General features: G+C 66.6%; 29 protein-coding genes, 1 tRNA gene and 2 riboswitches. Of the genes, 21 read left to right on the top strand and 9 right to left on the bottom strand.

What is annotated here, in order from left to right; genetic code table 11:
- Window positions 1-23 precede the first annotated feature (23 nt).
- From OJI97_RS15910 to OJI97_RS15850, 13 genes are all read left to right on the top strand, one after another.
- Window positions 24-1823, top strand: coding sequence for an SPOR domain-containing protein (locus tag OJI97_RS15910; RefSeq protein WP_297665072.1), 1800 nt, complete (start codon window positions 24-26; stop codon window positions 1821-1823).
- On the top strand, window positions 1820-2992 hold the full coding sequence (locus OJI97_RS15905; RefSeq protein WP_297665070.1) for a deoxyguanosinetriphosphate triphosphohydrolase: 1173 nt from the start codon (window positions 1820-1822) through the stop codon (window positions 2990-2992). The genes OJI97_RS15910 and OJI97_RS15905 overlap by 4 nt, the downstream gene beginning before the upstream one ends.
- A gap of 393 nt (window positions 2993-3385) precedes the next feature.
- Entirely contained in the window at window positions 3386-4030 is a 645-nt protein-coding gene (locus OJI97_RS15900; protein ID WP_297665068.1) for an NAD-dependent dehydratase, read from the top strand.
- A 59-nt stretch (window positions 4031-4089) separates the two neighbouring features.
- Window positions 4090-4187, top strand: a riboswitch (glycine riboswitch).
- Window positions 4188-4294: riboswitch (glycine riboswitch) on the top strand. It begins immediately after the preceding riboswitch.
- A gap of 53 nt (window positions 4295-4347) precedes the next feature.
- The gene (gene gcvT / locus OJI97_RS15895) at window positions 4348-5481 is read left to right on the top strand and encodes a glycine cleavage system aminomethyltransferase GcvT (protein ID WP_297665066.1); all 1134 of its coding nucleotides are present in this window, start codon (window positions 4348-4350) and stop codon (window positions 5479-5481) included.
- A gap of 3 nt (window positions 5482-5484) precedes the next feature.
- Entirely contained in the window at window positions 5485-5856 is a 372-nt protein-coding gene (gene gcvH / locus OJI97_RS15890; protein WP_297665064.1) for a glycine cleavage system protein GcvH, read from the top strand.
- 45 nt (window positions 5857-5901) lie between these two features.
- Window positions 5902-6723 (top strand): glycosyltransferase, encoded by an 822-nt coding sequence (locus OJI97_RS15885; RefSeq protein WP_297665062.1) that lies wholly within the window; start codon window positions 5902-5904, stop codon window positions 6721-6723.
- 3 nt (window positions 6724-6726) lie between these two features.
- Window positions 6727-8085: an aminomethyl-transferring glycine dehydrogenase subunit GcvPA gene (gene gcvPA, locus OJI97_RS15880; RefSeq protein ID WP_297665061.1), complete on the top strand. Its 1359-nt coding sequence runs from the start codon at window positions 6727-6729 to the stop codon at window positions 8083-8085.
- A gap of 32 nt (window positions 8086-8117) precedes the next feature.
- Window positions 8118-9671 carry an aminomethyl-transferring glycine dehydrogenase subunit GcvPB gene (gene gcvPB / locus OJI97_RS15875; protein ID WP_297665234.1) on the top strand — a complete coding sequence of 518 codons (1554 nt, stop codon included), beginning with the start codon at window positions 8118-8120 and terminating at the stop codon, window positions 9669-9671.
- Window positions 9668-10006 carry a hypothetical protein gene (locus OJI97_RS15870; protein ID WP_297665060.1) on the top strand — a complete coding sequence of 113 codons (339 nt, stop codon included), beginning with the start codon at window positions 9668-9670 and terminating at the stop codon, window positions 10004-10006. The genes gcvPB and OJI97_RS15870 overlap by 4 nt, the downstream gene beginning before the upstream one ends.
- Before the next feature lie 141 nt (window positions 10007-10147).
- The gene (locus OJI97_RS15865; protein WP_297665059.1) at window positions 10148-10594 is read left to right on the top strand and encodes an ABA4-like family protein; all 447 of its coding nucleotides are present in this window, start codon (window positions 10148-10150) and stop codon (window positions 10592-10594) included.
- On the top strand, window positions 10591-11223 hold the full coding sequence (locus OJI97_RS15860) for a DUF938 domain-containing protein (protein ID WP_297665057.1): 633 nt from the start codon (window positions 10591-10593) through the stop codon (window positions 11221-11223). The genes OJI97_RS15865 and OJI97_RS15860 overlap by 4 nt, the downstream gene beginning before the upstream one ends.
- Before the next feature lie 98 nt (window positions 11224-11321).
- On the top strand, window positions 11322-12881 hold the full coding sequence (locus OJI97_RS15855) for a fatty acid--CoA ligase (RefSeq protein WP_297665055.1): 1560 nt from the start codon (window positions 11322-11324) through the stop codon (window positions 12879-12881).
- Window positions 12882-12934: 53 nt separating this feature from the next.
- Window positions 12935-13240 carry a hypothetical protein gene (locus tag OJI97_RS15850; RefSeq protein ID WP_297665054.1) on the top strand — a complete coding sequence of 102 codons (306 nt, stop codon included), beginning with the start codon at window positions 12935-12937 and terminating at the stop codon, window positions 13238-13240.
- A gap of 44 nt (window positions 13241-13284) precedes the next feature.
- On the opposite strand, the gene OJI97_RS15845 is transcribed toward OJI97_RS15850, so the two are convergent.
- A complete protein-coding gene (locus OJI97_RS15845) occupies window positions 13285-13902 on the bottom strand; it encodes a glutathione S-transferase family protein (protein ID WP_297665052.1) in 618 nt (205 codons plus the stop codon).
- Entirely contained in the window at window positions 13899-14837 is a 939-nt protein-coding gene (locus OJI97_RS15840; protein WP_297665050.1) for a DMT family transporter, read from the bottom strand. Before OJI97_RS15840 ends, OJI97_RS15845 begins: the two co-directional genes overlap by 4 nt.
- A 92-nt stretch (window positions 14838-14929) precedes the next feature.
- Between OJI97_RS15840 and OJI97_RS15835 the strand changes: the two genes are divergently transcribed.
- The 7 genes from OJI97_RS15835 to rplA all read left to right on the top strand — a co-directional run bounded on the left by OJI97_RS15835 (window position 14930) and on the right by rplA (window position 18924).
- Window positions 14930-15005 (top strand) — tRNA-Trp (locus tag OJI97_RS15835).
- A gap of 318 nt (window positions 15006-15323) precedes the next feature.
- Window positions 15324-15644, top strand: coding sequence for a multidrug efflux SMR transporter (locus tag OJI97_RS15830; RefSeq protein WP_297665048.1), 321 nt, complete (start codon window positions 15324-15326; stop codon window positions 15642-15644).
- A gap of 193 nt (window positions 15645-15837) precedes the next feature.
- The gene (secE, locus tag OJI97_RS15825; RefSeq protein WP_257543992.1) at window positions 15838-16035 is read left to right on the top strand and encodes a preprotein translocase subunit SecE; all 198 of its coding nucleotides are present in this window, start codon (window positions 15838-15840) and stop codon (window positions 16033-16035) included.
- A gap of 34 nt (window positions 16036-16069) precedes the next feature.
- Window positions 16070-16606 (top strand): transcription termination/antitermination protein NusG, encoded by a 537-nt coding sequence (gene nusG / locus OJI97_RS15820; RefSeq protein WP_297665045.1) that lies wholly within the window; start codon window positions 16070-16072, stop codon window positions 16604-16606.
- Between the two features lie 79 nt (window positions 16607-16685).
- Complete coding sequence (locus tag OJI97_RS15815; protein WP_297665044.1) at window positions 16686-17636, top strand: acyl-CoA thioesterase II; 951 nt, start codon at window positions 16686-16688, stop codon at window positions 17634-17636.
- 153 nt (window positions 17637-17789) lie between these two features.
- The gene (rplK, locus tag OJI97_RS15810; RefSeq protein ID WP_297665041.1) at window positions 17790-18221 is read left to right on the top strand and encodes a 50S ribosomal protein L11; all 432 of its coding nucleotides are present in this window, start codon (window positions 17790-17792) and stop codon (window positions 18219-18221) included.
- 4 nt (window positions 18222-18225) lie between these two features.
- Entirely contained in the window at window positions 18226-18924 is a 699-nt protein-coding gene (rplA, locus tag OJI97_RS15805) for a 50S ribosomal protein L1 (protein ID WP_297665038.1), read from the top strand.
- An 81-nt stretch (window positions 18925-19005) separates the two neighbouring features.
- Here the strand turns inward: rplA and OJI97_RS15800 are convergent, their stop codons facing one another.
- From OJI97_RS15800 to OJI97_RS15775, 6 genes are all read right to left on the bottom strand, one after another.
- The gene (locus OJI97_RS15800; protein WP_297665036.1) at window positions 19006-19488 is read right to left on the bottom strand and encodes a hypothetical protein; all 483 of its coding nucleotides are present in this window, start codon (window positions 19486-19488) and stop codon (window positions 19006-19008) included.
- Window positions 19489-19555: 67 nt separating this feature from the next.
- Window positions 19556-19876, bottom strand: coding sequence for a multidrug efflux SMR transporter (locus tag OJI97_RS15795; protein WP_297665232.1), 321 nt, complete (start codon window positions 19874-19876; stop codon window positions 19556-19558).
- A 220-nt stretch (window positions 19877-20096) separates the two neighbouring features.
- A complete protein-coding gene (locus tag OJI97_RS15790; protein ID WP_297665034.1) occupies window positions 20097-20693 on the bottom strand; it encodes an ABC-type transport auxiliary lipoprotein family protein in 597 nt (198 codons plus the stop codon).
- Window positions 20694-20704: 11 nt separating this feature from the next.
- Complete coding sequence (locus tag OJI97_RS15785) at window positions 20705-21646, bottom strand: MlaD family protein (protein ID WP_297665032.1); 942 nt, start codon at window positions 21644-21646, stop codon at window positions 20705-20707.
- Window positions 21646-22512: an ABC transporter ATP-binding protein gene (locus tag OJI97_RS15780; protein ID WP_297665031.1), complete on the bottom strand. Its 867-nt coding sequence runs from the start codon at window positions 22510-22512 to the stop codon at window positions 21646-21648. The genes OJI97_RS15785 and OJI97_RS15780 overlap by 1 nt, the downstream gene beginning before the upstream one ends.
- A complete protein-coding gene (locus OJI97_RS15775; RefSeq protein WP_297665030.1) occupies window positions 22512-23618 on the bottom strand; it encodes an ABC transporter permease in 1107 nt (368 codons plus the stop codon). The genes OJI97_RS15780 and OJI97_RS15775 overlap by 1 nt, the downstream gene beginning before the upstream one ends.
- Before the next feature lie 89 nt (window positions 23619-23707).
- Here OJI97_RS15775 and OJI97_RS15770 point away from each other — a divergent pair, with 89 nt between their 5' ends.
- Complete coding sequence (locus OJI97_RS15770) at window positions 23708-24427, top strand: HAD family phosphatase (protein ID WP_297665029.1); 720 nt, start codon at window positions 23708-23710, stop codon at window positions 24425-24427.
- A 31-nt stretch (window positions 24428-24458) separates the two neighbouring features.
- Here the strand turns inward: OJI97_RS15770 and OJI97_RS15765 are convergent, their stop codons facing one another.
- Entirely contained in the window at window positions 24459-25751 is a 1293-nt protein-coding gene (locus OJI97_RS15765; RefSeq protein WP_297665028.1) for a cystathionine gamma-synthase family protein, read from the bottom strand.
- Window positions 25752-25946 lie beyond the last annotated feature (195 nt).

The following is a 25946-nucleotide window of genomic DNA, read 5'->3' as shown; positions in this document are numbered from 1 at the left end:
TGCCCTTGCGGCCATGGAAAGCGATGCGGCGACAGGGTTGGGCCGCCGGACCCGGACGGGCCCGGCGCCTGGCGGCGGCGGCGGGCGCGCTGCTGCTGACGAGCGCGATCGCCACGCCTGCGCTCGCCTTTCAGGCGGCGACGCCCGATGCGGCGACGAAAGCGGCGATGGACAAGCGCACCGCGGCGCGAACCCTGCTGTCGTCGGCGCTCGGGCGGCTGGCGACGAACAGCAATGATGCCGCGGCGCTGCTCGATGCCGGGCGCGCTTCGAACGAGCTCGAGGATTATCGCGCCGCGGTCGGCTTCCTGACCCGCGCCGAGCAGGCGAGCCCGCGTGACGGCGCGGTCAAGGCGGCGCTCGGCTCGGCGATGGTCCATATGGAAAGCCCGACGCGCGCGCTCGACTATTTCGGCGAAGCGCAGCTTCTTGGCGCGCCCGAGCGGCTTTTTCTCGCCGACCGCGGCCTCGCCCGCGACCTGCTGGGACAGCAGGATGCGGCGCAGCGCGACTATCAGCTCGCGCTGTCGATCGCCCCCAATGACGAGGTGACGCGCCGCTATGCGCTCTCGCTCGGGATCAGCGGCGAAGCCGACCGGGCGGTGCAGTTGCTGACCCCGCAGCTTCGCGCGCAGGATCGCGCGGCGTGGCGGTTGCGCGCGATGATCCTGGCGATGAACGGCCGCGATGCCGAGGCGACCGAGATCGTCAATGCGACGATGCCCCCGGCGCTCGCGCAGAATATCCTGCCCTATCTGACGCAGATGGACCGGCTCAACCCGGCGCAGCAGGCCGCCGCCGCGCATTTCGGCCGCTTCCCGAGCGGCGAGCTCGGCCCGCGCCGGAGGCCGGTGCAGGTCGCCGCCGCGACCCCGCCGCCGCCATCGCCTTCCCCGCCTGCGACCGAGGCGGGCAGACGGTCGGAGCGCAGCCGGCCGCCGGTGGCGGCCACGCCGAAGCCCAAACCGGCGCCGGTTCCGGCAGCGACGCCGACGCCGCGGCCAGCCGCTTCCAAACCCGCTTCCGTCGCGGCATCGCGGGCGCCGGCGGCGCGGCCGCCTGCCGTGGACAAGCCAGCCCCCGCCGCCGCAAGTCCGTCTCCCGTCCCCGTCAGGGCGGACCCGCCCGCCGCAACGGTGGCCGCGCCTGCTCCGGCGGCGGCCGCATCCGTCGCCCCGATCGGCACGAACCCCGTGCAGTCGTCGACCCCCGTCGGCCCCGGTTTTTCGATCGCCGATGTCGGGCGGCCCGCGCCGGCTCCGGCGGCCGCCCCCATGCCGCCGCCGCCATCGATCGCGCCCGCGGGAAGCGCCGTGACGCCCGAGGCGCCGCTGGCCTCGCTCGCGGCCATCGCCAGTTCGATCGAGATTCCGCCCGAGGAAATGGCGCGGCCCGACAACGCGATCGGCGCCGACGTGCTCGCCAGGCTGCGCGAGGACAAGAAGCGCGCCGACGCCGCCGAAGAAGCGAAGCGCGAGAAGGAAGAGGCGGCCGCCAAGGCGAAAGCCGAGGCCGAAGCGAAGGCCAAGGCCGAAGCGGCCGAAAAGAAGGCCAATCCCGCGCGCACCTGGGTGCAGATCGCGACCGGCGCCAATGCCAAGGCGCTGGCGTTCGACTATGACCGGTTCGCGAAGAAGAACGCGGCGCTGTTCAAGGGGAAATCGGCCGCGACGACCGAATGGGGCAGGACGCGGCGCCTGCTCGTCGGGCCGTTCAAGGATCGCGCGACGGCGCAGGACTGGCTCGGCGACTACAAGAAGGCGGGCGGCGACGGTTTCCTGTTCAACAGCGACGCCGGCCAGAGCGTCGACCCGGTCAAATGAGCGTCGCCGCCTGCGCCAGCAATCCGGCGCAGAGCCGCGGCCGCCGCCACGAGGAACCGGGCCGCGTCGTGCGCGGCCCGCGCGACGCGTTCCAGCGCGACCGCGACCGCATCATCCACTCGATCGCCTTTCGCCGCCTGCGCCATAAGACGCAGGTCTTCGTCGCCCCCGACGGCGATCATTACCGCGTCCGCCTGACCCACAGTATCGAGGTCGCGCAGATCGGCCGCGGCATCGCCCGCGCGCTCGGCCTCAACGAGGATCTGACCGAGGCGCTGTGCCTTGCGCACGACATCGGCCATCCGCCCTTCGGCCATGCGGGCGAGGATGCGCTGAAGGCCGCGATGGCGGGGCATGGCGGCTTCGACCATAATGGCCATACGCTGCGGACCTTGGCGCGGCTCGAATGCCCCTATCCGCGTTTCGACGGGCTGAACCTGAGCTGGGAGACGCTGGAGGGGCTCGCCAAGCATAACGGCCCCGTGCGCCATCCCGGCTGGGCGCTGGTCGAGATCGACCGCGAATTTCCGCTCGACCTTGCAAGCCACGCCAGCCTCGAGGCGCAGGTCGCGGCGGTGGCCGACGACATCGCCTATGACAATCACGACATCGACGACGGGCTGCGCGCGGGGCTGCTGACGCTCGACCAGTTGATGGACCAGCCGTTCGTCGCCGCCAATTACCGCGCGGTCGAGGGGCGCTTTCCCGGCGCGCCGCGCGACCGCTTGCTGCGCGAACTGGTGCGCGACCAGATCGGCGTGATGGTCAACGATGTGATCGCCACGACCGAAGCGAATGTCGCCGCCGCCGGGGTGGCGAGCGCCGGCGAGGTGCGCGCGGCGGGTCGCACCCTCGGGGCTTTCTCGGGCGACCTCGCGCGGCAGGAACGCGACCTCAAGCGCTTCATGTATGCGAATCTCTATCACCACCCGTCGCAGATCGAGGCGGCGGTGGGGGCAAAGGAGGTGGTGTCGCGCCTGTTCGACGCCTACGCCGCCGACCCGCGCCTGATGGGCGAGGACTGGGCCTCGCGCCTGCCCGAAGGGGAGGGGGCGACGGTGCGCCATATCGGCGACTATATCGCGGGCATGACCGACCGCTTCGCGATCGACCGCTTCGCGGAGATTTTCGGCCGCGGGGCGGTGCCGGGGGCGCTGGCGCACGCGTGATCGGTTGCGCAGAGAACGCAGAGTGCGCAGAGATTTGTTCACGCGGAGACGCGGAGACGCGGAAAGATTTGGCGATCTCCCACTTTCGTCATTCCCGCGAAAGCGGGAACCCAGCCAAAGGTTTTGGCGCTTCGCCAGCCCATGTCCCTTCTGCGCAAGTCGGGGCCGAATTGCGGTTTTCGGATACGGCGCTGCCGCGCTGGTTCTTTCGTTACGCTGGGTTCCCGCTTTCGCGGGAATGACGAAAGTGGAGGGAGCCGCAGAATCTCTCCGCGCCTCCGCGTCTCCGCGTGAATCCTTTTCACCTGATCTCCGCGAACTCTGCGTTCTCTGCGCGAAAATAACCCGGAGCCCACATTGCCAATCGGGCGCGGCGCGGCTTAGGATCGGGCTATGGCGTCACCCGACATCCTGCTGATCGGTGCAACCGGCCTTGTCGGCGGCATCGTGGCGCGGTCGGTCGCCGCGACGATCCTCAGCCGCCGCGCGCCCGACGATCCGTCGTCGCAGCGGGAAATTATCGTTGCGCCTAGCGAGCAATGGCCCGCGCTCATCGCCGACCGGCGGCCCGCGACGCTGATCTCCTGCCTCGGCACGACGATCCGGCAGGCGGGATCGCAGGCGGCGTTTCGCGCCGTCGATCATGATCTGCTTCTCGCCTGCGCGCGCGCCGCGAAAGAGGCGGGGGTGCGGCAGATGATCGCGGTCAGCAGCGTCGGGGCGTCAGCGAAAGCCTCCAATTTCTATCTGCGGACCAAGGGTGAGGTCGAGGATGGGCTTCGCGCGCTGGGGTTCGACCGGCTCGACCTGCTTCGCCCTGGTCTGTTGACCGGGAACCGCGCGGGGCTGCCGCGGCTGGGCGAGGGAATTGCGATGGCCGCGGCGCCGCTGACCGATGCGCTGCTTCACGGATCGCTGCGCCGCTATCGCTCGATTCCCGCCGAAAGGGTCGCGCAGGCGATTGCCCGGCTGACCGGCGAGCGGGCGTCCGGCGTCTATATCCACGAAAACGACGCGATCCGCGCGCTCGCCGATTGACTCCGTAAAAAGGCGACGCCAAGGCTCGGGCGTCTGTCGGGCCTCCTTGCGGAGATTCGGCCGGCCGCGCGGGAGAGCGCGGGGCAGGGCGACCTGCGCCGCCACCGAAGGAGCAACCGCCCCGGAAACTCTCAGGTCAACGGACCGCGCAGGCTGGAGTGGACACTCTGGAAAGCGTTCCGGCGGAATTCGCCGGGGCCACCGAAGGGGTAACCCCGAATCATCGGGGGAAAACTCTCAGGTTCCCGTGACAGAGGGGGCATGGCGACAGGACGGCATCGGGCCGCGCCTTGCCATGTCAACCGCGGGAGACTGACATGACCGAAACGGACTTTACGGGCGAGGAAGCGGTCCCCACCGCGACGCTGCCGCTCGACGCCTGGCACCGCGCGCGCGGCGGCCGAATGGTCGAATTCGCCGGCTATTGGATGCCGATCCAATATGAAGGCATCATGGCCGAACATCAGTGGACGCGCGACAATGCGGGCCTGTTCGACGTCAGCCACATGGGGCAGCTCAGCCTTTCGGGCGAAAATGTCGCGGCGGCGCTCGAAACGCTCGTTCCCGGCGACATCGCGGCGTTGAAGCCCGGCCGGATGCGCTATTCGCTGCTGCTCGGCGAGGACGGCGGGATTCTGGACGATTTGATGGTCACCAATGAGGGCGACCAGCTCGGCGTCGTGGTCAACGGCGCGGTGAAGTGGGACGACATCGGCTATCTTCGCGAAAATCTTCCCGACGACGTCACCCTCAATCACAACGAGGATTATGGCCTGCTCGCGCTCCAGGGGCCGAAGGCGGCTGACGCACTGGCGCGGCTGGTGCCCGAATGCGCGGATATGGTGTTCATGCAGGCCGCGCGCGCGACGTGGAACGGCCATGCGATCGCGCTCAGCCGCTCGGGCTATACCGGCGAGGACGGCTTTGAAATCTCGCTTCCGAACGAAGCGCTCGCTGCCTTCGCCGACGCGCTGTGCGCGATGGACGAGGTGAAACCGATCGGGCTCGGCGCGCGCGACAGCCTGCGGCTCGAAGCGGGACTTCCCCTCTACGGCCACGACCTCAGCGAAGACACTGATCCGGTCGAGGGCGACCTTGGTTTCGCGATCGGCAAGCGCCGCCGCGAAGAAGCGAATTTCCCTGGCGCCGCGCGCATTCTCGGTCACCTTGCCGATGGCCCGCCGCGTCGGCGCGTCGGCCTGCTCGTCGACGGCAAGCTGCCGGTGCGTGAAGGCGCGAAGCTGTTCGACGGTAACACCGAAATCGGCGTCGTGACCTCGGGCGGCTTTGCCCCCAGCGTCGGCGCGCCGATCGCGATGGGCTATGTGCCGCGCGACCACGCGGCGCCCGGCACCGCGATCGCCGCCGAAGTGCGCGGCAAGCGCGTGCCGTGCACCGTCGCCGCCATGCCGTTCGTTCCCCATAACTATGTCCGCAAACAGGGAGGCTGACCGATGCCGCGTTATTATACCGAAGAGCATGAATGGGTCGATGTCGACGGCGACGTCGCGACGGTCGGCATCACCGACTTCGCGCAGAGCCAGCTTGGCGACATCGTGTTCGTCGAGGTTCCCGACACCGGCGCCGAACTGGCCGCGGGCGGCGACGCCGCGGTCGTCGAATCGGTCAAGGCCGCCAGCGACGTCTATGCGCCGGTCGACGGCGTGGTGACCGAGGGCAACGGCCAGCTCGAAGAGGACCCGGCGCTCGTCAACAGCGACCCCGAGGGCGAAGGCTGGTTCTTCCGCATGACGCTGAGCGACAAGAGCCAGCTCGACGGCCTGATGAATGCCGAAGCCTATAAGGCCTTCATCGCCGATCTTTGACCGCTTTCACCCCTCCCGCTTGCGGGAGGGGCCTTGGAGGCTTCGATGAGCGTTTCCGACGCCGCCCTCGCCGATTGTCGCCTGATGGTGGCGACGCCCATCTATGACGGGGCGCAGGGCAGCTATGTCCGCGCCGCGCTCGACCTCGCACTGAAGGCGCAGGCGGCGGGCATTGCCGTGCGGTTCGAGTTCATCCTCTATCAGGCGTCGATCACCCGCGCGCGCGATCTGCTGGCGGCGATCTTCCGCGCCAGCGACTGTACGCATCTGCTGTTCGTCGACGCCGATATCGATTTCGCGGCCGACGACGTCTTTTCGATGCTGGCGGCGATGCGTGAGCAGGAGGACTGCGCGATCCTTGGCGCGGCTTGTCCGCGGAGGATCATGAACTGGTCCAACGTCGCGCGCGCGGTCGAGCAAGGGATGGCGAAGGACGATCCCGGCGAGCTTGCGCGCTTCGGCGGCGAGTTCGCGCTGCATTTCGTGCATCGGGACCAGCGTTTTGCGCTGACCGACCTTGTCGAGCTGACGCGCGCCGGGACGGGGATGATGCTGATCCGCCGCGACGTGCTCGACGGGCTGGCCGCGCGGCATCCCGAACTCGCCTTTCGCACCGACCCCGGCGAGCGTGCCGCGCACGGCGTCGCCGACAGCGAGCAGAGCTTCTTCCTGCCGATGATCGACCCCGACAGCCGCGAATTGCTGTCCGACGACTATGCCTTTTGCCGCCGCGCGCGCGACGCGGGTTTCCGCATCTGGCTCGCGCCGTGGGTGCGCACGACGCACAGCGGCCCCGCGATCTTCGCGGGATCGCTTCCCGACCTCGCCCAGCTTTTTGCCGTCCATTCCGCTTCTTCCACGGAGTAGTTCATGCGTTATCTTCCCCTTACCAGCGACGACCGCGCGGCGATGCTCGCCGCCGTCGGCGCCGCGTCGATCGACGATCTGTTCGTCGATGTGCCCGCCGAAGCGCGGCTCGACGGCGCGATCGCCGGGCTTCCCGATCATGCCAGCGAGCTTGCGGTCGAGCGCCATATGGCGGCACTCGCGCGGCGGAACATGGCGGCGGGCGACGGGCCCTTCTTCCTCGGCGCGGGCGCCTATCGCCACCATGTCCCGGCGAGCGTCGACCATCTGATCCAGCGCGGCGAGTTCCTGACTGCCTACACCCCCTATCAGCCCGAAATCGCGCAGGGCACGCTGCAGATGCTGTTCGAATTTCAGAGCCAGGTCGCGCGCCTGCTCGGCACCGATGTCGCCAATGCGTCGATGTACGACGGCTCGACCGCCTGCTGGGAAGCGATCGTCATGGCGCGGCGCGTCACGCGGCGCGGCAAGGCCTTGCTCTCGACCGGGCTCCATCCGCATTATCGCAGCGTTGCGCGGACCATGGCGAACTATACCGGCGATGTGCTCGTCGATGGCGATCCGGCGCTCGTTCCCGGCACCGACTGGGCCGCGCTCGCGGCGGCGGTCGACAAGGAGGTGAGCTGCGTCGTCGTCCAATATCCCGACATCCTCGGCCGTATCGACGACATGGCCGCGCTCGCGAGCGCCTGCCAGGCCGCGGGCGCGCTGCTGATCGCGGTGGTGACCGAACCCGTCGCGCTCGGCCTGATCAAGGCGCCCGGCGAGATGGGCGCCGACATCGTCGTCGGCGAGGGGCAGTCGATCGGCGTCGGGTTGCAGTTCGGCGGGCCTTATCTCGGCCTGTTCGGCTGCAAGGCCAAATATGTCCGTCAGATGCCGGGCCGCCTCTGCGGCGAGACCGCCGACGCCAATGGCAAGCGCGGCTTCGTGCTGACGCTCTCGACCCGCGAGCAGCATATCCGGCGCGAGAAGGCGACGAGCAATATCTGCACCAATTCGGGGCTTTGCGCGCTGGCATTCAGCATCCACATGACCCTGCTGGGCGAGGCGGGCCTCCGCCATTTGGCGGGGATCAATCACGGCCGCGCGCAGGCCGCCGCCGCCGAACTGGCGAAGGTGCCGGGCGTGTCGCTGCTGAACAGCGGCTTCTTCAACGAGTTCACCTTGGTCCTGCCCAAGGCGGCGCGGCCCGTCATTCACGAACTGGCGGAAAAGGGCATTCTCGGCGGCGTTTCGCTTGGCCGCCTCTACCCGGACAATGACGCGCTCGCGAACGGGCTCGTCGTCGCGGTGACCGAGACTGTCACCGAAGAGGATATCGCCGCCTTTGCCGCGGCGCTGAAGGAGGTGCTGGCATGACCGCGCTCAACCGCGCCGGGTGGCGCCCCGAAATGAACGCCGGCGGCGTCGACGACACGACGACCTTCACCGGCAACCGCGCGCTGATGCTCGAGGAACCGCTGATCTTCGAGATCGGCGGCAGCGAGACGACCGGCGTCGATTTCGACGAGGCGGCCCCCGCCGCCGACCTCGGCACGCTCGCGCGCTCGGCGCCGATCGGCCTGCCGGGGCTCAGCGAGTCGGAAACGGTGCGCCACTATACGCGCCTGTCGCGGCAGAATTATGCGATCGACCTCGGCCTCTTCCCGCTCGGAAGCTGCACGATGAAGCACAACCCGCGCCTCAACGAAAAGGTCGCGCGGATGCCGGGGTTCGCCGACGTCCACCCGCTCCAGCCGCAGGAAACGGTGCAGGGCGCCTATGCGGTGATCCACGAACTCGCCGAATGGCTGATCACGCTCACCGGGATGCACAGCGTTGCCATGTCGCCCAAGGCGGGCGCGCATGGCGAGCTTTGCGGCATCCTCTGCATCAAGGCGGCCTTGGAAGCGCGCGGCGAGGACCGCCGCGTCATCCTCGTCCCCGAAAGCGCGCACGGCACCAACCCCGCCACCGCCGCCTTCGCGGGCTTCGCCGTCGAGGATATTCCGGCGACCGGCGAAGGCCGCGTCGACCTCACGGCGCTGAAAGCACGGCTCGGCCCCGACGTCGCGGGGGTGATGATCACCAACCCCAACACATGCGGCCTGTTCGAGCGCGAGATGAAGGCGATTTCGGACGCGGTCCACGCGGCGGGCGGCTATGTCTATTGCGACGGCGCCAATTTCAACGCGATCGTCGGGCGCGTCCGCCCCGGCGACCTGGGCGTCGACGCGATGCACATCAACTTGCACAAGACCTTCTCGACCCCGCACGGCGGCGGCGGTCCGGGTTCGGGGCCGGTGGTGCTGTCGGAGGCGCTCGCGCCCTTCGCGCCGCTGCCTTTCGTCACCAGCGAAGACGGTCGCTTCCGGCTGATCGAGGAGGAGAATGCGGGCGAGGATCATCCGCAGACCTTTGGCCGCATGACCGCCTTTCACGGCCAGATGGGCATGTTCACCCGCGCGCTTGCCTATATCCTCAGCCACGGCGCCGACGGGCTCAAGCAGGTTGCCGAGGATGCCGTGCTCAACGCGAACTATGTGCTACGCAGCCTCGAGGATGTGCTCGACGCGCCGTTCGCGGCTTCGGGGCCGTGCATGCACGAGGCGCTGTTCAGCGACCGCGGGCTGGCCGAAGGCTTCTCGACGCTCGACGTCGCCAAGGGGCTGATCGACGAGGGCTATCATCCGATGACGGTCTTCTTCCCGCTCGTCGTCCATGGCGCGATGCTGATCGAACCGACCGAGACCGAGAGTAAGGCGGTGCTCGACCAGTTCATCGGCGCGCTGCGTAGCATCGCGCTGCGCGCGAAGAACGGCGACCCGGCGCTCAAATCGGCGCCGCATTTCGCCCCGCGCGCCCGGCTCGACGAAACGCTCGCGGCGCGGAAACCCGTGCTCGCGTGGAGTGAGCCCGAGGTGGCGCCGGGCACGCCGTCGCTGAGCGAGATCGGCGGCAGTTGACCGGCGCCGACGACCGCGCGGCGAAGCGCCCTGGCGCCGGCTGCCTCGCCGGCGGGGCGCTGTTCGCGGTCGTCTTCGTCGCGATCTGGCTGGCAGCGATCACGCTCTACGGGCTGGTCGTCGAACAATGGGCGCTGGTCCGCGTCCGCCGCGACTTCAGCTATGACTGGGCCTTTCTCTATGCGCCGCTGATCGCGCTGGGGGTCGGGCTAACGGCGGCCTTCTTCGCGACGCGGCGACTGCCCGCGGCGCGGATGACGCTGCTGATCCTGACGGCCGGCCTGATCGCACTGTTCGGCGGCATCCTGCTCTTCGGGCTGGGCGCGGTGATTTAGCACGCAATAATGTCAGTTTCAGATATCCGTCATTGCGAGCGAAGCGAAGCAATCCAGGGCGTTTTACGCACGCTCTGGATTGCCGCGTCGCCTTCGGCTCCTCGCAATGACGGGAAAAGCTGATCTGGGGAGAGAACGCATATGAGCTGGAACAACCTTTATCTCATCGCCAATTACTGGGCGATCGCCGGCTGGCTGCTGCTCGCCTTCGCGCCGCGCAGTCCGCGGACATTGTCCGCCATCCTCTATGCCGGCGTGTCGCTGCTCTGCCTGCTGTATATTATTCTCATCACCGGTTTCCTGACCGGGGGGATCGACCCGGGCGGGACTGGCGGCAGTTTCACCTCGCTCGCCGGGGTGATGAAGCTGTTCGCGGCGCCGGGCGGAGCGACGCTCGGCTGGGTCCATTATCTTGCCTTCGACCTGTTCACCGGCCTGTGGATCGCGCGCGACGCCGACAACAAGGGGTTCGGCCGCATCGTGCAACTGCCGTTCCTGTTTCTGACCCTGATGGCGGGGCCGGTCGGCCTGTTCCTCTGGCTGGTCGTCCGCGAACGCCGCGCGCGGGAACAGGCGCGCGCTGCATGACCCAGCCGTGGATGGCAGAGGACGGCGGCGCGGGAGCGAAGCGCCACGCCCCCGCGACGGTCCGCAACCGCGATGCGATCGCCGCCGTGCTCGCCGACTGGCTGCCGCCCGCGGGCACGGTGCTGGAGGTCGCGAGCGGATCGGGCGAACATGTCGTCCATTTCGCCGCCGCCTTTCCGGGGCTCTTCTGGCAACCGAGCGATCCCGACCCCGCGGCGTTGACCTCGATCGCCGCATGGCGCGCCGAGGCGGGTCTCGCGAACATCGCGCCGCCGATCCTGCTCGACGCCGCCGCGCCCCTATGGCCGGTGGGGACGGCCGATGCGCTGCTGTGCATCAACATGGTGCATATCAGCCCATGGGCCGCGACGCTGGGGCTTTTCGCAGGGGCCGCCCGCATCTTGCCGCCGGGCGCGCCGCTGATCCTTTACGGTCCCTATCTCGAACGCGAAGTGGCAACCGCGCCCTCGAACCTGGCGTTCGACCGCTCGCTGAAGGAACGCAATCCCGATTGGGGGCTGCGCGATCTGGACGCGGTCGAGGTCGCCGCTGCCGAAGCCGGCCTGGCCTTTGCCGAGCGCCGCGCCATGCCCGCGAACAATCTGATGCTGCTTTTTCATCGTCGCTGATTGCACCCTGTCACATCTGCGTGCTTTTCCCGCGCGCGCGGAGCCGCTAGCCTTGCCATCGATTGCAAAAAGCAACGCGATTCGAGGAGAGAGAATCGATGGCCGCCGACCTTTCGGACCTGATGACGTTCGACGAATTCATTGCCCATTGGGCGGCCGACCGGCCGGATCGCATCGCGATGCGCGAGGAAGACCGGGTCTTCACCTATGCCGAACTTGAAGAGCGCACCGCGCGCGTCGCAAGCGCTTTGCTCGCCGCTGGACTGGAGAAGGGCGACCGCATCGCGTGGATCGGCAAGAACAGCGATCTCTATTTCACCATCTTCTTCGGTGCGGCGCGCGCGGGCATCGTGATGGCGCCGATCGGCTGGCGGCTGTCGCCGACCGAGTGGGCCTATATCGTCAATGATACCAAGGCGAAGATCGTCTTCACGGGGCCCGGCTTCGAGAATGCGGCGGAACAGCTTGCCGGCAAACTCGACCGCGCTCCGCGGATCATCGGCGCCGACGAGGCGCGCGCGCTGATCGACAGCACGCCGCGCGCCGCTTTCGTGCCCTCAGGACCGAACGACGCCGTATTGCAACTTTACACCTCGGGCACGACCGGCAATCCCAAGGGTGCGGTGCTGTCGAACCGCAACCTCTTCGCGCTGCGCAAGAATTCCGCCGACGCCGACCTCGCCTATACGAAATGGGACGATGACGAGGCGGTGCTCGTCGCCATGCCCTGCGCGCATATCGGCGGCACCGGCCTCGGCATCATGGCGCTCGCGGCGGGGCTGCCGGGCATCATCCTTGCCGAGTTCAACCCCGACGGCGTGTTCGACGCGGTCGAGCAGCATGGCGTCACGCGCTTCTTCATCGTCCCCGCGGCGCTTCAGATGCTGCTGATGCACCCGCGCTGCGCCAGCGTCGATTACAGCCGGCTCAAATATATCCTCTACGGTGCCGCGCCGATCCCGCTCGACCTGCTGCGCCAGTGCATCAGGATGTTCGGCGCCGAATTCATCCAGGCCTATGGGATGACCGAGACCACCGGCACGATCTGCATGTTGCCGCCCGAGGATCATGATCCCGAAGGCAACAAGCGGATGCGCTCTGCGGGTAAGGCGCTGCCCGGCGTCGAGATCAAAATCCTTGGCGCTGACGGCAAGGAAGTTCCGACCGGCGACGTCGGCGAGGTCGTCACCCGCTCGTCGAACAACATGCTCGGATACTGGAACCTGCCCGACGCGACGGCGAAGACGATGACCGGGGACGGCTGGATCCACACCGGCGATGCGGGCTATCTCGACGAGGACGGCTATCTCTTCATCCACGACCGGATGAAGGACATGATCATCTCGGGCGGCGAGAATGTCTATCCGGCCGAGGTCGAAAGCGCGATCTTCGGTCACCCCGCGGTGCAGGAGGTCGCGGTGATCGGCATCCCCGACCAGAAATGGGGCGAGACGGTGAAAGCGGTCGTCGTCGCCAAGCCCGGGATGAGTATCGAAGAAGCCGACATCATCGCCTGGGCCCGCGACCGCATCGCCGCCTTCAAGGCCCCGCGCAGCGTCGATGTGATCGAAGCGCTGCCGAGGAATGCGAGCGGCAAGATTTTGCGCAAGGACCTGCGCGCGCCCTATTGGGAGGGGTATGAGCGGATGGTGAATTGAGAGACGGCTATTGACCGATTGCGGACATGAGAAAAGCCCCGCATTGTAAGCGGATGAAGTGGCTGACATTTGCAGTGCTGCTGGCGCTCACGGCCTGTGCAAGGGTTGAGGATGTGTTCGTCGTGCGAGATGACCAGAAACTCGTCGAGGAAGCCACGCTAGACCTATGTGGTGCCGAGATAACGCTAGCACGCCTAGGTGAGCAATTTATTGGCAGAAAATCAATAGATTGCGAAGGCAGCGGACAAATCAAGCTTCGTTACACGACCGGTGAAAAGCATGAGTGCATTGTCGGCTATGTCACGCCAGGGGCCGGGCAGCACTTCAGTTTTCGAGCCACGAAAAAGGGTTGCGAATAGTCGCTACCTTGCGTCCGCTCCCCACCCCAAAGCCGTCGTGGAACTTAACCCCTCTGGCGCTCGCGCGCCCGCCTGAACCCGTCACGCGCCATGCACCGCGCCAGCCACGCGGTCGTGGCCTCGCCCAGAACATCCTCCGCGCCCAGCGTCGTTGCCAGAAACGCCGCATAGCCGATGACGATGTCGGCGACCGTGAAGCGTCCCGCGACCAGCCACTCGCGCCCGTCCGCCAGCGCCGCCTCGATGCTCCGCGCCCGCCCGCCGAAGAAGGCTTTATAGTCCGCGACCGCCTGCGCCAGCCGGCGCTCCTCGGGTTCGATGCGGGTGTAGCGGATCATGATCGCGAGCGGGAAGGTCAGCGTCGCGTCGCTGCGGTGGAGCCAGTTGCGGTAATCCCAATAATCGTCCTCGTCGCGGCGCACTTCCAGCCCCGTCCCTTCGGCGATCCGCTCGCAGATCGCGGCCGATTCGGTCATCAGCCGCCCGTCTTCGACCCAGCCGGGAACGGTCATCAGTGGGTTCACCGCGCGGTAGTCGGGTTCGAAAGCGCGCGGCGGGAATTTCAGGACGCGCAGATCGACATCGATCCCGGCCTCCTCGACCGCCCACAGGCAGCGGAGCGAGCGGGCATCGGGGCAATGATAGAGTATGGGCTGGCTCATGCGGCGACTTCCTTCACGCGTTCGATATGGCGGCGGTGCTCGCGCCAGGCGATGAACAGGCCGCTCGCGACGATCAGCGGCGCGCCGGCCCAGGTCGTGTCGGCGGGCAGGGTGCCGAAGAACCACCAGCCGCAGGCGATCGACCAGAGCAGGCTCGAATAATCCATCGGCGTCACCACCGACACCGGCGCGAGGCGCAGCGCGCCGGTCAGCGACAGCTGCGCCACCGCGCCGAGCAGGCCGAGCCCGGCGAGCAGCCCCCACTCCGCCGCGCCGTGCGGCGTGATGACGAAGGGCAGCGCAATCCCCAGCGGGATCAGCGAGATCAGGCTGAACCAGAAGACGATCGTCAGCGCGCTTTCGGTGCGGCCGAGGTCGCGAACCTGGATCGTGATCAGCGCCGTCATCACCGCGCCGCCGAGCGCGATCAGCGTGCCGAGCCCGTGTTCGCCCGCGAAGCCCTGGGTCAGCAGCGAGGTCGGGTTGAGCACGATCAGCACCCCGACGAAGCCGACGAACACCGCGCTCCAGCGCGCCGGGCCGACGCGCTCGCCGAGCAGCGCGGCGGCGAGGAAGACGCAGATGATCGGCACCGACAGGTTGATCGTCGTCGCCTCGGCCATCGGCAGATAGATCATGCCGCCGAAATTGAGCGCCATCCCGGTCAGCCCCATCGCGGCGCGGCGCGCGTGGACGCCGATCCGCCGGGTGCGGAACATGCCGAGCCCGCCGTGGGTCAGCGCCCACAGGACGAGCAGCGGCAGCACCATCGCCTGCCGCCAGAACAGGCTTTCGACGATGTGAATCCCGTCGGCGGCGATATATTTGACCAGCACGAACATGAACGATAGGCTGGCCATCGCGAGCAGGCGCAGCGCGATGCCGCCGAGATAATGCTGCGGAGCGGCGGAGGAGGGGGACGCGGCGGCGGTCATGGGCCTTCGCGCATATCAGGCGAGTTGCGATAAGCAACCCGTCATCCCTCTTGCCCGCGCCCTGCAATCGGGCTAGGGGCGCACTCCGGCCTAGGGGTATAGCTCAGCTGGTAGAGCATCGGTCTCCAAAACCGAGGGTCGCGGGTTCGAATCCTGCTGCCCCTGCCATCGTTTCGATGGCTCGCCGGACTATCACGCGGCTAAGCGTTGGCTGCTTGCGCGGAATAAGCGAAAGGGCAGGAAAAACCCCGCCGAGCCGGTTGGCGCGACGGGGTTACCCACATCCCTGGGTCGCATGGAGAGATGCAAGGCAGGGGCCGGTCTATCGGCGCTTGACTTGGATGTCCTGAAGACGATCTAAAGAATTTGTGAAGGCGCGCGCATCGCGCCCGATCGCAAGCAAAAGGGGCCACGTCCCCGCCGGCCTCGTCGGTTGCGGGGCGGGTGTCAGGTCCGGGACGGCCCGGCAGCCGATAAGGAGCTGTCATGCCCTGGATCTATCTTGCCATCGCCGGCCTGTTCGAGGTCGTCTGGGCCTTTTCGATGAAACAGTCGGAGGGGTTCACGCGGCCGGGACCGACCGCCGTCACGATTGCCGCGATGATCGCGAGCTTTGCCTTGCTGTCGCTGGCGATGAAATCGCTGCCGCTGGGCACCGCCTATACCATCTGGACCGGAATCGGCGCGGTGGGGGCGTTTCTGGTCGGCGTCGCGATCCTCGGCGAAACCGCGAGTGCGATGCGCATCGTGGCCGCGCTGCTGATCGTGTCGGGGCTGGTGCTGATGAAGCTGTCGTCGCCCGCCTGAATCGCAAGCGCTTGCCAAGGCGGAGGCGCACGGGTAAAGGCCGCTTCATTCGGACAGTTGCGCCGTTTCCTCCCGCCTTTCGCCGGCATCGCCGGGGAGGGTGGGCGGACACTTGCCCAAAGCGCGCTTGACGCGGAAGGGGCGGCAACCCATCTGCTCGAAACCCAGATGCTTGAAGGACAGGACGATCGATATGGCGAGGCCCAAGATTGGCGAATTCGTCAACCAGGTGAAAACCGAAGCCACCAAGATCGTGTGGCCGTCGAGCCGCGAGACGGTGCAGACGACGATCATGGTGCTGATCATGACGACCATCCTCGCGCTCTTCTTCTTCGGCGTCGATTCGGTTTTCAAATTCATCGTCAGCTGGCTGACGTCGCTCGCGCGCTAAGCGCGGCACCGCAGGGATAAAAGGGACACGCATCATGGCGCGCTGGTACATCATTCACGCCTATTCGGGCTTTGAGAACAAGGTTCGCGATTCGGTGCTCGCCGAGGCCGAACGCATGGGCCTGACCCAGCTCGTCGAATCGGTCGAGGTGCCGGTCGAAACGGTCACCGAGGTGAAGCGCGGCAAGAAGGTGCAGGCCGAACGGAAATTCTTCCCCGGCTATGTCCTCGCCAAGCTGACGATGACCGACGACGTTTATCACCTCGTCAAGAACACGCCGAAGGTCACCGGCTTCCTCGGCTCGATGGGCAAGCCGCAGGCGATCAGCGAGGCCGAGGCCGCGCGCATCCTCAATAGCAAGGAAGAGGCCGCGGCGCGCCCCAAGACCGAAATCCGCGTCGATTACGAGATCGGCGATCAGGTCAAGGTGCTCGAAGGCCCGTTCGCGAGCTTCAACGGCCTCGTCGAGGAACTCGATTTCGACAAGGCGCGCGTCAAGGTCAGCGTGTCGATCTTTGGCCGCGCGACCCCGGTCGAGCTCGATTTCGAGCAGGTCGAACGGATGAAGTGACGACCCCGACAGGTCGTCATCCCCGCGCAGGCCGGGATCTCCATCGTTATCGCGCGGTCTGTCAGGAAAGGGCGAGGGATTGTCGGCGCCAAACTCACTGACCTCCACCGAAATCCAGGCGCGCGTCGATCGCGCGCGCGAAATCCAGTCGGCCTTTTCGCCCGAAAAGGTCGTCGCGGCGGTGACGCGCCTGTTCGATCTCGAACGCGTGCCGGGGCTCGAGGACGAATTTACCTTCCCCGCCTTCAACAAGCCGACGCGCCAGCGCATCTTCGGCGGACAGGTGATCGCGCAGGCTCTCGTCGCCGCGGCGCGGACCGTCGATCCCGCCAAGACCGCGCATTCGCTCCACGCCTATTTCCTGCGCGGCGGCGACGAGGCGAAGCCGCTCCATTTCCGCGTCCATCGCGACTTCGACGGGCGCAGCTTCGCGAACCGCCGCGTCGTCGTGCGGCAGGACGGCAAGGTCATCTTCAACCTGACCGCCTCCTTCCACGCGCCCGAGGCGGGCGCCGCGCACCAGGCGCCGATGCCCGACGTGCTGCCGCCCGAACAATGCGCCGAGTTCGTCGAAAATCTGGCCGCCGATCCGAACGTCAGCGACGCGCAGCTCGACCGCATGGCGCGGCTCCGCCCGTTCGAGATCCGCAGCTTTCGCCCGTCGTCGGTCGAAAAGGGCACGACGCATTATCAATGGTATCGGCTCGCGGCGCCGATCGGCGACGACCCGCTGCTCCACCGCGCTTTTCTGGCCTATGCGTCGGACATGGGGCTTTTGTCCTCCTCGCTGCTGCCGCACGGCTTCACCTGGTCGACTCCGGGCCTGTTTTCGACCAGCCTCGACCATGCGATGTGGTTCCACGACGACGTCCGCGCCGACCAATGGTTCGTCTATGTGATGGACAGCGACTGGACCGGCGCCAGCCGCGGCATCAACCGCGGCCTCGTCTATCGCCAGGACGGCACGCTGATCGCATCGGCGATGCAGGAAGGGCTGCTGCGCATCACCCCGCCCGAAGCCGGCGCATAAGGCTTGTTTTCTTACGTCTTTGCGCCTATGCGCGCCGCTTCGCGTCAGATAAGGACGTGATTCCGCGCGGGAGGAAGGGGTGATGCCCTTCCGTTCGACCGCTTATTTTGAGCCCTGGACCCGTCCGGGGCGATAGAAAGAAAGGAGGCCATCATGGCCAAGAAGATCAGCGGCTACATCAAGCTGCAGGTGCCCGCCGGCACCGCCAACCCCTCGCCGCCGCTCGGGCCGGCGCTGGGTCAGCGCGGCGTCAACATCATGGAATTCTGCAAGGCGTTCAACGCCGCGACCGATTCCATGGAAAAGGGCACGCCGACCCCGACCATCATCACCGTCTTCGCCGACAAAAGCTTCACCTTCGTCACCAAGACGCCTCCGGCGACCTATCTGATCAAGAAGGCCGCGAACCTGAAGTCGGGTTCGAAGGAGCCCGGCAAGATCAGCGGCGGCAAGATCGCGCGCTCGAAGCTCGCCGAAATCGCCGAGATCAAGATGAAGGATCTCAACGCCAACGACATCGAACAGGCGACGAAGATCATCGAAGGCAGCGCCCGCTCGATGGGCCTCGAAGTGACGGAGGGCTGAACCCATGGCTAAGCTGACCAAGAAGCAGAAGGCCCTCGAGGGCAAGGTCGACGCGCTGAAGCTGCACGGCGTCGATGAAGCGATCAAGACGGTGCGCGAGCTGGCCTCGGCCAAGTTCGACGAGACGCTCGAAATCGCGATGAACCTGGGCGTCGATCCGCGTCACGCCGACCAGATGGTCCGCGGCGTCGTCACGCTGCCCGCCGGCACCGGCAAGGACGTCAAGGTCGCCGTGTTCGCGCGCGGCGACAATGCCGACAAGGCGCTGGCCGCCGGTGCCGACAAGGTGGGCGCCGAAGACCTGATGGAAGACATGCTTGCGGGCAACCTCGACTATGGCCGCGTCATCGCGACGCCGGACATGATGGGCATCGTCGGCCGCCTCGGCAAGACGCTGGGTCCGAAGGGCCTGATGCCGAACCCGAAGCTGGGCACCGTCACCCCGAACGTCGCCGAAGCCGTGAAGGCCGCCAAGGGCGGTCAGATCGAATTCCGCGTCGAAAAGGTCGGCATCATCCACGCCGGCATCGGCAAGCTGTCGTTCGGCGAGGAAAAGCTCCGTCAGAACTTCGACGCCTTCGTCGATGCGATCGTCAAGGCCAAGCCGGCCGGCGCGAAGGGCAAATATGTCCGCAAGATCGCGCTGTCGTCGTCGATGGGCCCGGGCGTGAAGGTCGACACGGCCGACGTCGCCGGCGCCTGACCGGCACCGACATCGATACAGGGAAGGGCCGGGGGAAACTCCGGCCCTTTTCTTATGGGCCGCTTTGGGGTGGGGAGCGGACTAACGCTTAGGAGGAGGTGTGGGCACGAAAATCGGATCTGGATTTTTTCCCCCACGACACAGCTCAAAGTTACCCGCTTCCTCATCTTGGAACCGGGTTGGCCACCCTCCGATGCAATCGGTTGGCGTTAGATCAATTCCGTCCACTATTGCGATCGACATCGAATTAATTCGGGCTTCCCCAATGATGCAATTCAAATTGGCTTTTGGTATTCCATCGATTTTGACAAATGATGATCCAGCGTAATCTGGCAGAGACGTGTCCGTAACGAACTGCTGGACCTTGCAATCCCTAATGATCTTTGCACTCGTTGGGCCGTCCTCGAGCTTGTAGTTTGGTCCCAGAATGTGCTCGTAATTGTCATCGACGATGCGGAGATATTGCGGGGCATCTTCTTTCGACAACCACGCTGCCGTGGCAGCGCTTGCCAGCGCCAGTGCTGCACCAGCTAACATTCCTATTAGAAAAGGCCGACGGTTCATCCCAATGCTCATGAAGGAAACTTACTCGTGTTTCCAATGTCCGCAATCGGTCGAATGCCGCCCTGCCTCACCCCGCCGAAAACAGCTTCGTCCCCACCACGCCGACGACGATCAGTGCCATGAAACCGACTTGCGCGCCGCTCACTTTCTCGTCGAACAGCATGATCCCGCCGATGATCACCCCGACGGCGCCGAGTCCGGTCCAGATCGCATAGGCGGTGCCCGCCGAAATCTCGCGCATCGCCAGCGCGAGCAGCGCCATGTTGACGAAGCTCAGCGTGACGGGAACCGCCGATGCCTGCCATGTCCCGAGCGTCGCCGCCCATTTGAGGCTCAGCGCCCAGCAGATTTCGGTGAAAACGGCGACGGCCAGGATGATCCATCCCACGAGCATGTCCTTTCAGATCGGCGGGCTCGGGGAGAGAGCGCATGCCGGAAACCCGAAAGAGGCACGCAAAGGCGCGGCTGGACCGCGCGGGCGCGTTTAGACGGAGATTTCGTCAAAGGGAACCGTCATTGCGAGCGGAGCGAAGCAATCCAGAGCAGGCGTAAACCGCTCTGGATTGCTTCGCTTCGCTCGCAATGATGGCTGCTGCAGGACTCGCCCCTCAGCCGCCCAGCCATCCCGCGACATCGACCGCGACCTTGTTGGCGGCGCGGGTCAGCGCTTCGCCGACGGGTTTGGCTTCGACCTTGCCGGCGATCGGCTCGCGCGCTTCGAAGCGACGCTGGGTGACGCTCTTGCCGCCGGCCGAGACCAGCATCGCCTGATAGACGACGACCGCCTCGTTCGCGCGCGCGTCGACTCCGAAATCCATGAGCTGCCCCGCAAGCTGCTCGCCCGGAGCGGTCAGATATTGCCCCTCGTCGAGGACGACCCGCGCGGTGCGCGCGGCGACGGTTTCGGAGACGAGCCGCTGGAACAGACGCTGCGGCGCTTCGACCCATTGCGCGTCCTTGACATAGGCGACGCTGGCATCGTCCTGCTGCACCGGAATGCGCGGAGTGCGCAGCTTCTGCGGCGCGGTGGGAATCAGGATGGTCAGCGTCGCCGCGTCGCTCGCGGTGCGCGCCGTCCCGGCGGTCGGCGCCGCGTCGGCGTCGAGCGTCAGCAGAAAGGGCGGCGTCTTTCCGCCCAGCCCGATACAGCCGGAAAGCGTTACCGCCGCGGCCGCGACGAGCAGGGAAGTGCGGAGCGTTCGCATTGTCGGCATCCTCATTTCTTGTAATCGGGCAGCTTGCTGCCGCCGAGCACCGCGCCGGCGCCCTGCTGATCGAGCTTGTCGGTCAGGCTCGACAGCGAGGCGGAGGTGCGGCGCAGGTCGCGGATCAGCGCATTGGCTTCGGGAACGGTGGTGTCGCTGAAGGTCTTGAGCCCCGGCCGCGCGTCGGCGATCGCCGCCTCCAGCGTTTTCATCGATTCATTCGCCGATTTCAGCGTATCGCGCAGATTGGCCATCGCCGGGTCGACGTTGCGGTCGATCGTCCCCTGCGCCGAGGCGGCGAGATTGCCGATCTGCTCGGCGGCGTTGCCCGTCTGCTGGATCGCGATGCGCGTATCGGCGAGCGCCTTTTCGAGCGCCGGGCCGTTGCGCGCGAGGATCGCGGTCGATGCCTCGACATTGTTGAGGATGCCCTTGATGCTCGCCTGATTTTCGTCGTCGACCAGCTCGGCGAGCCGTTCGGACAGCGTCGAGAGGCGCTGCAGCAGCTGCGGCGCGGTGTTGAGCAACTCGCCGAGCCCGCCGACGCGCGTCGGGATGACGGGCTTGCCCGCCGGTCCCTTGTCGGTGATCGGCGGGGCGCCCTTGACCGCGCCGTCGAGCGAAATCTGCGAGACGCCGGTGAAGCCGACGCCTTCGAGCGCCGCGGTCGTGCCCTGAAGGATCGGCACGCCCTCGTTCACCTCGATCCGCACGCGGACGAATTGCGGGTCGTCGGGCCACAGCGCGATTTCGCGGACCTGCCCGGCGGGGACGCCCGAAAACTGCACCTGCGCGCCCTTGTTGAGGCCGTCGACCGACTGTTTGAAAAAGATGTCGTAGGCGCGCTTCGTGCCGCCGCTGTCGTTCGCGAGCCAGACGAAGAACACCGCGAGCGCGGCCATGAAGAAGAGGACGAACGCGCCGACGAGCACATTGTTCGAGCGTGTTTCCATCAGCTTTTCCTATCCTGCCGCTCTGCCGCGATATTGCAGCCGGCGGCCGCCCGTCCGCGCGGGCCGTTGAAATAATCCTGTATCCACGGATGCTCGGTGGCAAGCAGTTCCGGGATGGTGCCGACCGCGATCACCTTCTTCTCCGCCAGCACCGCGACGCGGTCGCAGGTCGCATAAAGCGAGTCGAGATCGTGGGTGATCAGGAAGACGGTGAGCCCCATCGTGTCGGCGAGCTCGCGGATCAGCTCGTCGAACTTGGCGGCGCCGATCGGGTCGAGCCCTGCGGTGGGTTCGTCGAGAAAGAGCAAAGCGGGGTCGAGCGCGAGCGCGCGGGCGAGGCCGGCGCGCTTGACCATGCCGCCCGACAGTTCGGCGGGAAATTTCGGCCCGGCATCGGGGGGCAGGCCGACCATCGACACCTTGTAGGCCGCGATCTCGTCGAGCAATTGCTGGTCGAGCCGCGGATAATATTCGCGCAAGGGAACCTGGATATTCTCGGCCACGCTCAGCGTCGAGAAGAGCGCGCCGCCCTGGAACATCACCCCCCAGCGGCGGCGGAGGTCGCGCGATTCCTCGGCGTCGGTGATGGTGTCGAGCGTCTTGCCGTAAACCTCGATCTCGCCCGCGGCCGGGGTCTGGAGCCCGACGATCGAGCGCATCAGCACCGACTTGCCGGTCCCCGATCCGCCGACGACGCCCAATATCTCGCCCGAGCGCACGTCGAGGTCGAGCCCGTCATGGATCACCGCGTCGCCGAACTGGTTGCGCAGCCCGCGAATACGGATCGCATATTCGAACGTCTCGGGCCGCACCGCGTCGGCGGCGGCCAGTTCCTCCTTGATCTCGGCCCGGCTTTCCTCGCTCATCAATTCCATCCCAGCGACGAGAAGAAGACCGCGAAAAAAGCGTCGAGGACAATGACGAGGAAGATCGCCGCGACGACCGCGGAGGTCGTGCGCTTGCCGACCTCCTCGGCATTCTGGCGCACCTGCATCCCTTCGTAACAGCCGGTGACGCCGATCAGGATGCCGAACACCGGCGCCTTGATCAGCATGATCCAGAAATCATGCATCGGAATGATCTCGCGCAGCCGCTGCACATAGGTGAGGGGCGGGATGCCGAGCCCGGCCCAACAGAAGATCCCGCCGCCGATGATCGCGCAGATGCTGGCGTAAAAGCCGAGCAGGGGCATGGTGATCGTCGACGCGGCGACGCGCGGCAGCACGATCGCTTCCATGGGCGACACGCCGATCGTCCGCATCGCGTCGATTTCCTCGGTCAGCTTCATCGTGCCGATCTGCGCTGCGAAGGCCGATCCCGATCGCCCCGCGACCATGATCGCGGTCATCAGCAGGCCAAGCTCGCGGATCGAGGCGCGGCCGACGAGGTTGATCGTGAACACCTCCAGCCCGAATTGCTCGAGCTGCACCGCGCCCTGCTGCGCGATGACGATGCCGATCAGCAGGCTCATCAGGCCGATGATGGGGAGGGCGTCGACGCCGACGGTCTGGAAACGGGTGACGACCGCGTGCCAGCGCAGCCGCCGCCGCGCGCGAATCTGGATGCCCAGCGCGATGATCATTGCGCCGAAGAAATCGATGATGCCGATCAGTTCGCCCCAGACCGCGAGGCTTGCCGTGCCGACCTGTTCGAGCATCCGCTCGATCGCCGAGCGGCGACCCAGGTGGACGCGATATTCGCTCTTGTCGTCCTTCAGCGCTTCGAGCAGCCGTTCGGCCTCGGGGCTCGCGCCGGTGACCTTGGCGCCATATTCGTTGACGGTGCGGGTGACGATCCAGGCGCCGACGGTGTCGATCCGTTCGACCCCCGACAGGTCGATCGACGCGACCGGCCCGACGGCGTCCAGCCTTTGCGGAAGGTCGCCGAGGCGCGCCAGCGTCAACCGGCCAGTGAAGCGAACCGCGGCCCCGCCGGCGCCGTCGCTATAGTCAAAGTCCGCCCTGGCCACCATCTCGCGGGGGACATTGTCTTATTTGCCCTGACACGGCAAGCAATTCCGGCCCCTTGGCCGCGGCGGCGCGGCGCCCTATTGTCGGTTCCATGGAAACGCCATCCGCCCCGCCCGCGACCGATCCCGTCCATCGCGTCGCGATGTACGATATGGACCGGACGATCACGCGATCAGGGACTTACAGCGGGTTCCTGATGCATGTTGCGAGGCGGCGCCAGCCGTGGCGCCTGCTGCTGCTGCCGCTCGTCGGACTCGCGGGCGCGGCTTATGCGCTGCGCCTGATCGACCGGTCGCGGCTGAAGGCGATCAACCTCCGCCTGCTTGTCGGCACGCGCTTTCGCCGCAGCGAAATCGCGCCGCTTGCCGAAAGCTACGCCGACAAGGTGGTCGCGCGCGGGCTGCACGCCGCGGCGCTCGACCAGATCGCCGCCGACCGCGCGGCAGGCTATCGGCTGCTGCTCGCGACCGCTTCCTTTCATCTCTATGTCGATGCGATCGCTCGGCGGCTCGGCATCGACGACGTGCTCGCGACGCGGCTCGACGAAGCCGACGGCGGCGACCATGTCCACGCACGGCTGGCGGGCGAAAATTGCTATGGCGAGGCGAAATTCGCGCGCATTTCGGACTGGCTCGCCGCGAACGAAATCACGCGGGATCAGGCGCACATCCGCGCCTATTCCGATCATGTCTCCGACCATCCGATGCTGCACTTCGCCAACGAAGCGGTCGCGACGACGCCGTCGCGAAAGCTGAAGAAGCTGGCGCCGACGATGGGCTGGCAGGTGGTGGACTGGCGGGCGCGGAAGTGAAAAGCCCCTCCCCTTCAGGGGAGGGTGTGGTTTACACCGCGTCCAGCGCCTGCGCGAAATCGGCGATCAGGTCGTCGGCATTTTCGATCCCGATCGACACGCGCACCAGATTGTCGGTGATGCCCAGCGCCTTCTTGCGCTCGTCGGGGACCGACAGGTGCGTCATGGCGGCGGGGTGGCTCGCGAGCGTCTCGGTGCCGCCGAGGCTGACCGCCAGCTTGGCGATCTTGAGCGCGTCGAGGAAGCGGAAGCTCTCGGCCTCGCCGCCCTTGATGAACAGCGAAAAGGTCGATCCCGCGCCCGAGCAATGGCGGTCGAAGATGTCCTTCTGCCGCGGATCGGCGATGAAGCCGAGATAGCCCAGCCCCTCGACCTTCGGATGATCGCGCAGGAAGGTACAGACCTTCAGCGCATTCTCGCCCGCGCGGCTCATCCGGAGCTCGAGCGTTTCGAGGCTGCGCAGCAGCATCCACGCCGTGTTGGGGTCGCAGATCGTGCCGATCGTGTTGCGCATCGGGCGGATGACGTCGATCAGCCGCTGGTCGCCCGATACGCCGCCCGCGACGAGGTCCGAATGGCCGCCGGCATATTTGGTGAGGCTGTAGACGACGAGTTCGGCGCCCTGCTTCAGCGGCTGTTGCCAGAGCGGGCCGAGGAAGGTGTTGTCGATCGCAATTGCGGGCTTTTGCTCGCCGGGGAAGGCCGCGTCGCGCGCTGCGCGCACCGCCTCGACGTCGACGAGCGCGTTGGTCGGGTTCGCCGGGCTTTCGAGATAGACGAGCGACACTTTACCGCCCTTTTCATCGGCGAGCGCCTTGGCGCGCGCCAGAATCGCGTCGAGTTCCTCGCGCGTAGCGCCGGCGGGGAAATCGACGAAGCCGACGCCGAAGCGCGACAGGATGCGCGCGATCAGCGTCTCGGTCGCGGCATAGAGCGGCCCCGAATGGACGATCACGTCGTTCTGGCCGACGAGCGCGAGGAGCAGCGTGGCGATCGCCGACATGCCGCTCGAAAAGACGAGGCTGTCGTCGGCGCCGTCCCAGACCGCGAGCCGATCCTCGAGGATCTCCTGGTTCGGCCCGTTGAAGCGCGAATAGACGAGGCCGTCGGCGGGGCCCTGGCGCTTGCCGGTGATATGCTCGAAGAAACGCTTGCCCGCGGCGGCGCTTTCGAAGGCGAAGGTCGAGGTGAGGAAGATCGGCGGCTTCAGCGATCCTTCGGAAAGCACGGGGTCATAGCCGAGCCCCATCATCAGCGTCGCGGGGCTGAGGTCGCGGTCGCCGATTTTTTTGCCGTTCGTCTTGGGGGTGCCGCGCATGGCCATGGGAATGCTCCTGTGAATGATCGGCCACGCTATAACAGCACCGGTTTCGATTGTAACTAAATTGCGCGGGCGGTGGCGACGTGATTTGGCTTTTGACAGGCCCGACCAACCCTTTCCCGTCACCCCGGACTTGATCCGGGGTCCCGCTCAGCGACGGTGGAAAGCGGGACCCCGGATCAAGTCCGGGGTGACGAA

It is taken from the genome of Sphingopyxis sp. (assembly GCF_025869345.1).
Lineage (GTDB): Bacteria > Pseudomonadota > Alphaproteobacteria > Sphingomonadales > Sphingomonadaceae > Sphingopyxis.
The sequence above is the reverse complement of the archived record's forward strand: the minus strand, read 5'-3'. Positions and strand labels throughout refer to the sequence as shown.

What these genes read in the sequence shown, in the direction of transcription:
- gcvH (WP_297665064.1), top strand. Translation starts at nt 5,485, where the DNA reads ATGCCGCGTTATTATACCGAAGAGCATGAATGGGTCGATGTCGACGGC.
- OJI97_RS15860 (WP_297665057.1), top strand. Translation starts at nt 10,591, where the DNA reads ATGACCCAGCCGTGGATGGCAGAGGACGGCGGCGCGGGAGCGAAGCGC.
- gcvPB (WP_297665234.1), top strand. Translation starts at nt 8,118, where the DNA reads ATGAACGCCGGCGGCGTCGACGACACGACGACCTTCACCGGCAACCGC.
- secE (WP_257543992.1), top strand. Translation starts at nt 15,838, where the DNA reads ATGGCGAGGCCCAAGATTGGCGAATTCGTCAACCAGGTGAAAACCGAA.
- OJI97_RS15865 (WP_297665059.1), top strand. Translation starts at nt 10,148, where the DNA reads ATGAGCTGGAACAACCTTTATCTCATCGCCAATTACTGGGCGATCGCC.
- OJI97_RS15800 (WP_297665036.1), bottom strand. Translation starts at nt 19,488, where the DNA reads ATGAACCGTCGGCCTTTTCTAATAGGAATGTTAGCTGGTGCAGCACTG.
- gcvT (WP_297665066.1), top strand. Translation starts at nt 4,348, where the DNA reads ATGACCGAAACGGACTTTACGGGCGAGGAAGCGGTCCCCACCGCGACG.
- OJI97_RS15785 (WP_297665032.1), bottom strand. Translation starts at nt 21,646, where the DNA reads ATGGAAACACGCTCGAACAATGTGCTCGTCGGCGCGTTCGTCCTCTTC.
- OJI97_RS15770 (WP_297665029.1), top strand. Translation starts at nt 23,708, where the DNA reads ATGGAAACGCCATCCGCCCCGCCCGCGACCGATCCCGTCCATCGCGTC.
- OJI97_RS15885 (WP_297665062.1), top strand. Translation starts at nt 5,902, where the DNA reads ATGAGCGTTTCCGACGCCGCCCTCGCCGATTGTCGCCTGATGGTGGCG.
- OJI97_RS15900 (WP_297665068.1), top strand. Translation starts at nt 3,386, where the DNA reads ATGGCGTCACCCGACATCCTGCTGATCGGTGCAACCGGCCTTGTCGGC.
- OJI97_RS15765 (WP_297665028.1), bottom strand. Translation starts at nt 25,751, where the DNA reads ATGGCCATGCGCGGCACCCCCAAGACGAACGGCAAAAAAATCGGCGAC.
- OJI97_RS15780 (WP_297665031.1), bottom strand. Translation starts at nt 22,512, where the DNA reads ATGAGCGAGGAAAGCCGGGCCGAGATCAAGGAGGAACTGGCCGCCGCC.
- rplA (WP_297665038.1), top strand. Translation starts at nt 18,226, where the DNA reads ATGGCTAAGCTGACCAAGAAGCAGAAGGCCCTCGAGGGCAAGGTCGAC.
- OJI97_RS15905 (WP_297665070.1), top strand. Translation starts at nt 1,820, where the DNA reads ATGAGCGTCGCCGCCTGCGCCAGCAATCCGGCGCAGAGCCGCGGCCGC.
- OJI97_RS15850 (WP_297665054.1), top strand. Translation starts at nt 12,935, where the DNA reads ATGAAGTGGCTGACATTTGCAGTGCTGCTGGCGCTCACGGCCTGTGCA.
- nusG (WP_297665045.1), top strand. Translation starts at nt 16,070, where the DNA reads ATGGCGCGCTGGTACATCATTCACGCCTATTCGGGCTTTGAGAACAAG.
- OJI97_RS15790 (WP_297665034.1), bottom strand. Translation starts at nt 20,693, where the DNA reads ATGCGAACGCTCCGCACTTCCCTGCTCGTCGCGGCCGCGGCGGTAACG.
- rplK (WP_297665041.1), top strand. Translation starts at nt 17,790, where the DNA reads ATGGCCAAGAAGATCAGCGGCTACATCAAGCTGCAGGTGCCCGCCGGC.
- OJI97_RS15910 (WP_297665072.1), top strand. Translation starts at nt 24, where the DNA reads ATGCGGCGACAGGGTTGGGCCGCCGGACCCGGACGGGCCCGGCGCCTG.
- OJI97_RS15775 (WP_297665030.1), bottom strand. Translation starts at nt 23,618, where the DNA reads ATGGTGGCCAGGGCGGACTTTGACTATAGCGACGGCGCCGGCGGGGCC.
- OJI97_RS15840 (WP_297665050.1), bottom strand. Translation starts at nt 14,837, where the DNA reads ATGACCGCCGCCGCGTCCCCCTCCTCCGCCGCTCCGCAGCATTATCTC.
- OJI97_RS15855 (WP_297665055.1), top strand. Translation starts at nt 11,322, where the DNA reads ATGGCCGCCGACCTTTCGGACCTGATGACGTTCGACGAATTCATTGCC.
- gcvPA (WP_297665061.1), top strand. Translation starts at nt 6,727, where the DNA reads ATGCGTTATCTTCCCCTTACCAGCGACGACCGCGCGGCGATGCTCGCC.
- OJI97_RS15845 (WP_297665052.1), bottom strand. Translation starts at nt 13,902, where the DNA reads ATGAGCCAGCCCATACTCTATCATTGCCCCGATGCCCGCTCGCTCCGC.
- OJI97_RS15830 (WP_297665048.1), top strand. Translation starts at nt 15,324, where the DNA reads ATGCCCTGGATCTATCTTGCCATCGCCGGCCTGTTCGAGGTCGTCTGG.